This window comes from Eggerthella sinensis (assembly GCF_003339815.1).
GTDB classification, from domain to species: domain Bacteria; phylum Actinomycetota; class Coriobacteriia; order Coriobacteriales; family Eggerthellaceae; genus Eggerthella; species Eggerthella sinensis.
This window is the reverse complement of sequence record NZ_PPTT01000011.1, coordinates 111,155-117,704: the sequence shown is the minus strand read 5'-3', so window position 1 is coordinate 117,704 and position 6,550 is coordinate 111,155. Positions and strand designations below refer to the sequence as shown.

The following is a 6,550-nucleotide window of genomic DNA, read 5'->3' as shown; positions in this document are numbered from 1 at the left end:
AGCCCCCCCCCCCCCCGAATTTTTTCGTTTTCCCACGTCAACGGTGATGTAGCTCATCATAAATTCTAAAATCCATCCCATCCGGTCACCATATGTACACATCCTGCGCCGGTGGTCGGCAAGGCCGTCGCCATACCAGAAAACCCGTCCATTTTCATGGAGTTTGTTACACATTCCGCGTCTTTTTTTACATTCTCCTTCCCTTTTCGTCCGAAACGAAGGAGAATAATCAGTCGCTTTACACGAAATTCTTGTCTGTTTCTTTTCGCGCAATCGCCAACGGATAGCAGAAAGCGGCTCGAGTCAAGCGCAAGCACACCGCAGGAGCGGGTGCGACCGAATGAGCGCGCATCGGGCGCGCACGAAGAGAAACGGAAACGAATATGCAGAACTTTGCCGACCTCGGCTTGTCCGAGGCTGCCCTTGCCGCCGTTGAGCGTCTGGGCTACGAAAATCCCACCCCCGTACAATTGCAGGCCATCCCGTTGGTCCTGGAAGGTCGCGACCTCATCGCCGCCGCCAGCACCGGCACCGGCAAGACCGCCGCGTTCCTGCTGCCCATCCTGAGCACCCTGCCCCGCGGCAAGAAGGGCAAGCGCGCTCCCCGCGTGCTCGTGGTGAGCCCCACCCGCGAACTGGCGCAGCAGATCTCCCAGACCTGCATGCAGATCACGCGCAAGACGGGCCACTACGTGACCACCGTGTTCGGCGGCACGCCGTACGGCCCGCAGATCAACGAGATTCGCCGTGGCACTGACGTGCTCATCGCCACGCCTGGCCGCCTGAACGACCTCATGAACAAGGGTGTCATCGACCTGAGCGGCATCAAGTCGCTCGTGCTCGACGAGGCCGACCGCATGCTCGACATGGGCTTTTTGCCCGCCGTCACCACCATCGTGGACGCGACGCCGGCCGATCGCCAGACGCTGCTGTTCTCGGCCACCATCGACCAGTCCATCCAGAAGAACCTCGGATCGCTGCTGAACGACCCGGCCATCGTGGAAATCGCCCGCAACGGCGAGACGGCAAAGAACGTCGCCCAGTACATGATGCCCATCCAGAACTTCAAGAAGCCCGAGCTGCTGCAGGCTGTGCTCGAGGAAAAGGGCTCGGACCGCATCATCGTGTTCGCGCGTACGAAGAACCGCACCGAGGACTGCGCCGAAGCGCTGTGCGACGCCGGCTACCGCGCCGAGTCGATCCACTCCGACAAGTCGCAGGGCCAGCGCAAGCGCGCTCTCGACAACTTCCGTCGCGGCAGGACGTCCATCCTCGTGGCCACCGACGTGCTGGCGCGCGGCATCGACGTGCCCGATGTGGACCACGTCATCAACTTCGACCTGCCCGACATGCCCGAGGACTACGTGCACCGCATCGGCCGCACGGGTCGCGCCGGCGAGCAAGGCTACGCCATCTCGTTCGTCACCCGCGAATCGCGCCGCACGCTCGGCGACATCGAAAAGCTCATCGGCAAGGACATCGCCATCATGGAGCTTGAGACGTACGAGCTGAACATGGCCGACATCGAGAAGGGCAAGAAGGGCGGCGCGCCGAAAAAGGGCGGCTACAAGGGCAACAAGAGCGGCGGTTACGCCGGCAAGCGCTCGGGCGGCGACCGTCCGTCCGGTGCCAAGCACGGCGAGAAACGCGCGTACGGCAACCGCGACGAGCGTCCTGAGAAGCGCGACAACCGCACGGACGAGCGCTCTGACAGCCGCACCGACAACCGCCCCGGCCGCGGCAAGCGCGCCGAGGGCAAGCGCTCCTTCGACAAGGCCGACGGCCCGCGCAGCAACAACATGGATCACGCGAAGCGTCGCCTCGAGCTGAACGAGAAGAAGAAGCACTCGAGCGCGAACGGCGACAAGCACGGCTCCAAGCAGCACGAGGGCAAGAAGAAGGCGAGCGCCGGCGGGTACAACTACAGCCGCTTCGCCAACAAGGGCAACGACGAGCGCTAAGCCGCCCTGCCCCGCTTGGGCAACCATGCTCGCTCTACCTATATATAGGTAGATGTTGAGGCAACCTCGACCGCGCGTCCCTCAGGGCGCGCGGTTTTTTATGCCCGCATGCCCGTCGAGGCAGCGTCACCGTCACCACGACGCCCCTAGCAGATGCGTTCGGGATGGGTGTAGGCGTTGAAGGCGCCGTGCTTGGCGAAGCCGACGAGGGTGACGCCCCAGCGTTGCGCCAGGTCGATGGACAGGTTGGTGGGCGCGCCGGGAGACGCGATGACGGGGCAGCCCAGACGGATCACCTTGACGATGATCTCGCGCGGCACGCGGCCGCTGAACAGGAGCATCTTGTTCGACACGTCCACGTCGTTGAGGAAGCACCATCCGGCCAGCTTGTCGACGGCGCTGTGGCGCCCGATGTCCTCGAACCAGGCGATCACCCCGTGCTCGTCGACGAGCACGGCGCTGTGGACGCCGCCCGTGCGGCGAAACAGCAGCGAGCGGTCTTCCAGCAGGGCGACGCGTTCGACCACCGTACGCGCCGGCACGGAGACCTGCGACGTCACGGGTTTGAAGAGCGCCGTCGAGGCGGGCTCGAACACCCCGGTCAGCACCACGCCGCCATCCGGCAGCGCCACGGTGCTGCGCCCCTGACGGGCGGCATCGTCTATCGTCACGTACACCGCGCCCGCTTCGAGGTCAACCTCGATGCCGCATACCTGCTCGCGCCGCTCGATACAGCCCGACAAGAACAGGCTTCCTACCGCCAACTCTTCAACGTCCCATGGCGAACAGGTCATCTCGTGGTGCCGCACGCCGTTCACCATGACGCTCAGCACCTCTTCTTGAACGATCACGTCATCGCGTACCGAGAGCCGCTCGCCGTCGAACCGGGTCACCGAACGATGCACGCACGAACCAACCTTCGAGCCAGTGCTGACAACCGCATACGCGTGATGCTGAACCATAGGGCGCCCCTTTCGTCGTGCCGTGCGCCGCTGCGGCGCACGGGTGGATGGCGGCCCGGCACGCGGGCCGCCATCCGGGGAGGGAGGGAAGGTCGTTGCAGGTGAGGCGCTAGGCGTTCACCGTGCTCGGGGTGTACCAGACCGAGGGGTTCGTGTTCGATTCGGGCAGCAGCTGGAACCCGTCGTCAGCTTCCGCCTGCTTCTTGAGCGTCTCAAGGTCGCCGAACACGCGGGCGCCAGCCGGGCACGCCGCCACACAGGCCTGCGGCTCGTTGTTGCCCGCGTCGATGCGTTCGACGCAGAAGGTGCACTTGTCCACGCGGCCCTGCGGCATGGTGGGATACATGACGGCCTCGTACTCGTTGAGCTCGGAGCCGAAGTAGCCGTCCTCGGTCTCGCGGTAGTATCGCGCGCCGTAAGGGCAGGCCATGATGCAAGACTTGCACCCGATGCACTTCTCCTTGTCCACCACCACGATGCCGTCCTCGCGCTTGTACGTGGCGCCCTCGGTGGGACACACCTCCACGCACGGCGGATTCTCGCAATGCATGCACAGCATGGGAACCACGTGCTTCACCGCATGCGGGTACTCACCCTCAAACTCGCGCTTGACGTGGGAGCGCGTAACTCCCGGAGGGGTGCCGTGCGCCTCCTTGCACGCCACGGCACACGCGTGGCAGCCCACGCATTTCTTAAGATCGATCAGCATTCCATACGTCATGATTCACTCCTCCCCTTACGCGATCTTCTCGAGCTTGACACGAATGCACTGGTCGAACGCCGAGCACACATGGTCCATGCGGTCGGGAGTCTGACCGGGAATCAGGTGCACGATGGGAACGCCCTTGTCCTTCGCGATGGGCATGTAGGCCGACTTCGAGCCCCAATGGCCGCCGATGACGCCCACGCATTCGGCATGCACGCCCTCAGACGTTGCCAGCACGCCCTCCACCGACACGCCGTCGGCGGTGACGAGCTTCACCTTGTCGCCGTTGGCGAGCCCCTTCGCCTGCGCCGTGGTCGCATTGATCTCGATGGTGTAGCCGTAGGGGTTCTCTTCGTTGATCTCGTTGATGAACGGATTCTCCATCAGCCACGAATCGGTGTTGATGGCATCGGTGTAGTACACGGGCAGGATGTCGAAGTCGGGGTCGGCCACCTCGTATCCGCAGCCGGGCTTCCAGTCGGGCAGCGCCTGGTAGTCGTCGGTTTCCCAAGGAATTCCCAACTCGGCGGCCTTGGCTTCCACCTTCTCCTTCGCTTCCAGCATGAAGTCGAAGTACAGCGGCACGCGGCCCGGATCGCCGTTCGCCCAGATGTACACTTCGTCCACCGTGCGCGGGTGATCGTACACGCCGTGCTCCTTCAGCCATGCGAAGTCGTGGTCGGCGTCGATGTTGGATTTCAGGATGGAATCGGCGAACGCTTCCACGTCAAGCTTCTGGTCCAGGGGCACCGAGTACTCCTCCTTCACGCGGAACATGCCGTTGAGCGTGGCGATGAACTCGGCATTCTTTCCGGCGCGGCTGGCCAATTCGCCGAACAGCTGCCAGCTGGAGGGCGCGTCGTCCTTGGGCTCGACCACCTTCTGCCACACGGGAACGGTCCACGGGTTGCCCATGCCGCCGATAACGCGGTGGTTGCCCGCCGCATGGGGCAGCGGCTCGGTGCGCTCCAGATAGCAGCATTCGGGCAGGAACACGTCGTAGAAGTAGGACGACTCGTTCAAGAACATGTCGATGCCCACCACGTACTCGTAATTCTTGAAGATCTCGGCCTGCTCGTCGTAGTTGCCCCACCACTTGAGCGGGTTGCACGCATAGCACAGGGCCACTTCGGCCGCCTGCGTGTGGTACAAGTCGGGATGAGCTTGGGCGATGTGCTCGAAGTGGTTATCCTCGGAAATGGGCTGGAGCTCCATCATGCCCATGGTGGTGGGCGTGTAATCGCTCTCGTATACCTTCTTGTAATAGGAGTTCGGGAACGCGAGCAGCAGGCCGGCGCAGTCGATGAGGCCTTCGGGCTCCCAGATGCCGGGACGCCATGCCATGTTCGGGTTGCCGTCGGCCCAGCCGTTGCAGATGGGGTCGAAGCCGCAGAACCCGCCAACGGAGTTCGTCGCGCCGATGAGGTTGTTCAGGCTCAGCACGGCCCAGCAGCTGTGGAACGCGTGCTTGTGACGCGTGACGCCGGAGAAGGCATCGACGGCGGCGGGACGGTACGGCAGCTTCACGCCCTCGACCTCCGTGGTCTGGCCGATGCAGGCAGCCTCTCCCAACTCTTTGGCGATCTGGCGGATGGTGGCCGCGGGAACCGTGGTTATCGGCTCTTGGTACTCGGGCGTGTACGTCTCAAGGTGCTCTTTGTACAGCGTGAAGCCCGTGGAGCACTGCTTTCCGTCCACCTCGAACGTACCCTCGAGTTGGGGAGCGCTGCACGTGTCGTACGGCTTCGCAGCGCCGTCGGAATCCATGTACAGCGCATGCCCGGTCTTCTCGTCGAAGACGATGCGCTTGGTTTCGAGATCGACCAGGGACGGGCCGTTGGTGCGGTTCGTGAGGAACTCGACGTCGATGAGGCTCTCCTCGTGGACGAGCACGTAGGCGATAGCGAGGGCCGCGGCGGCATCGGTGCCGGGACGGATGGGCACCCACAGGTCGGCCTTCTCGCCCGCAGCGCCCATATGCGGGTCGAACACCACGTGGCGCAAGCCGTTCTTGCGACGCTCGGCGAAGGGCTCGACGGTCATGTTGAAGCCGTGGCGCGTGGCCGTGCCGGCGTTGGTTCCGAACTGCAGAACGTAGTTGCAGTTGGTGTAATCGGGACGCGCGTTGCCCGTGCCCGTGAGCAGATACTCGATCTGATGGATGCCGGCACCGCAGATGTCCGAGCAGCTTCCCTCGGCGTTGCCGTAGATGACGCCGAGCGCCGTGTGGCGCACCAGCGAGCCGATCTGGCTGGCCACCATGGACATGCCGGTGACGGCATGCGGGCCGCTGCGCTCGATGGCCGCCTTCACGTGCTCGTCTACCAGGTTGTACGCTTCGTCCCAGCTGATCTCTTCCCAACCGGGGTCTTCGTCGAAGCCCTTCTTGGGGTTGGTGCGCTTCATCGGCTTCGTGATGCGATTGGGATCGTAGAGCTGCATGATGCCCGCGGCACCCTTGCCGCAGATGTGCCCACGGCCGATGGAGCTCTCCGGGTTGCCCGTCAACTCCACCACCACGCCATCGATCACGTGCGCCTTGATGGAACAGTTGTTGAAGCACATGTTGCAGGTGGTGGGAATCCACTCGCCTGCGTTGGGATCATAGGCGGTTTTTTCGACGCCTGCTGCTTGCTCGGGTTCCTGCTCCTTGCCCGGCGCGCATCCAGCGACGCCGCCCGCAAGCCCCACGCCCAGTGCGGTTGCTCCCGCACCCGCTACGAAACCCCTCCGGCTGATACCCTTGCCGTCTCCGCTCATGGTGCTACCCCCTTCACGCCTCGTCTACGAGGGCACCCGTTCAACTCCAGCGGCTGCCCCTCCGACACCGCTTAGTGTCTGCTGTCAAGGTACTCTATTACTCTATGACAGTCAATCACTGGGATTATTCTATCTTGAGCATGGTGGAGGGAGGGATGGAG

General features: G+C 63.6%; 4 protein-coding genes. 1 reads left to right on the top strand and 3 read right to left on the bottom strand.

The window, feature by feature from the left end; translation table 11 throughout:
- Positions 1–383 precede the first annotated feature (383 nt).
- The gene (locus C1876_RS07985; RefSeq protein ID WP_114546193.1) at positions 384–1,961 is read left to right on the top strand and encodes a DEAD/DEAH box helicase; all 1,578 of its coding nucleotides are present in this window, start codon (positions 384–386) and stop codon (positions 1,959–1,961) included.
- Positions 1,962–2,107: 146 nt separating this feature from the next.
- Here the strand turns inward: C1876_RS07985 and fdhD are convergent, their stop codons facing one another.
- The 3 genes from fdhD to C1876_RS07970 form a co-directional block, all read right to left on the bottom strand.
- Positions 2,108–2,923, bottom strand: coding sequence for a formate dehydrogenase accessory sulfurtransferase FdhD (fdhD, locus tag C1876_RS07980; RefSeq protein WP_114546192.1), 816 nt, complete (start codon positions 2,921–2,923; stop codon positions 2,108–2,110).
- Between the two features lie 109 nt (positions 2,924–3,032).
- A complete protein-coding gene (locus C1876_RS07975) occupies positions 3,033–3,644 on the bottom strand; it encodes a 4Fe-4S dicluster domain-containing protein (protein ID WP_114546191.1) in 612 nt (203 codons plus the stop codon).
- A 15-nt stretch (positions 3,645–3,659) separates the two neighbouring features.
- Positions 3,660–6,389: a molybdopterin-dependent oxidoreductase gene (locus C1876_RS07970; protein WP_114546190.1), complete on the bottom strand. Its 2,730-nt coding sequence runs from the start codon at positions 6,387–6,389 to the stop codon at positions 3,660–3,662.
- Positions 6,390–6,550: the final 161 nt, after the last annotated feature.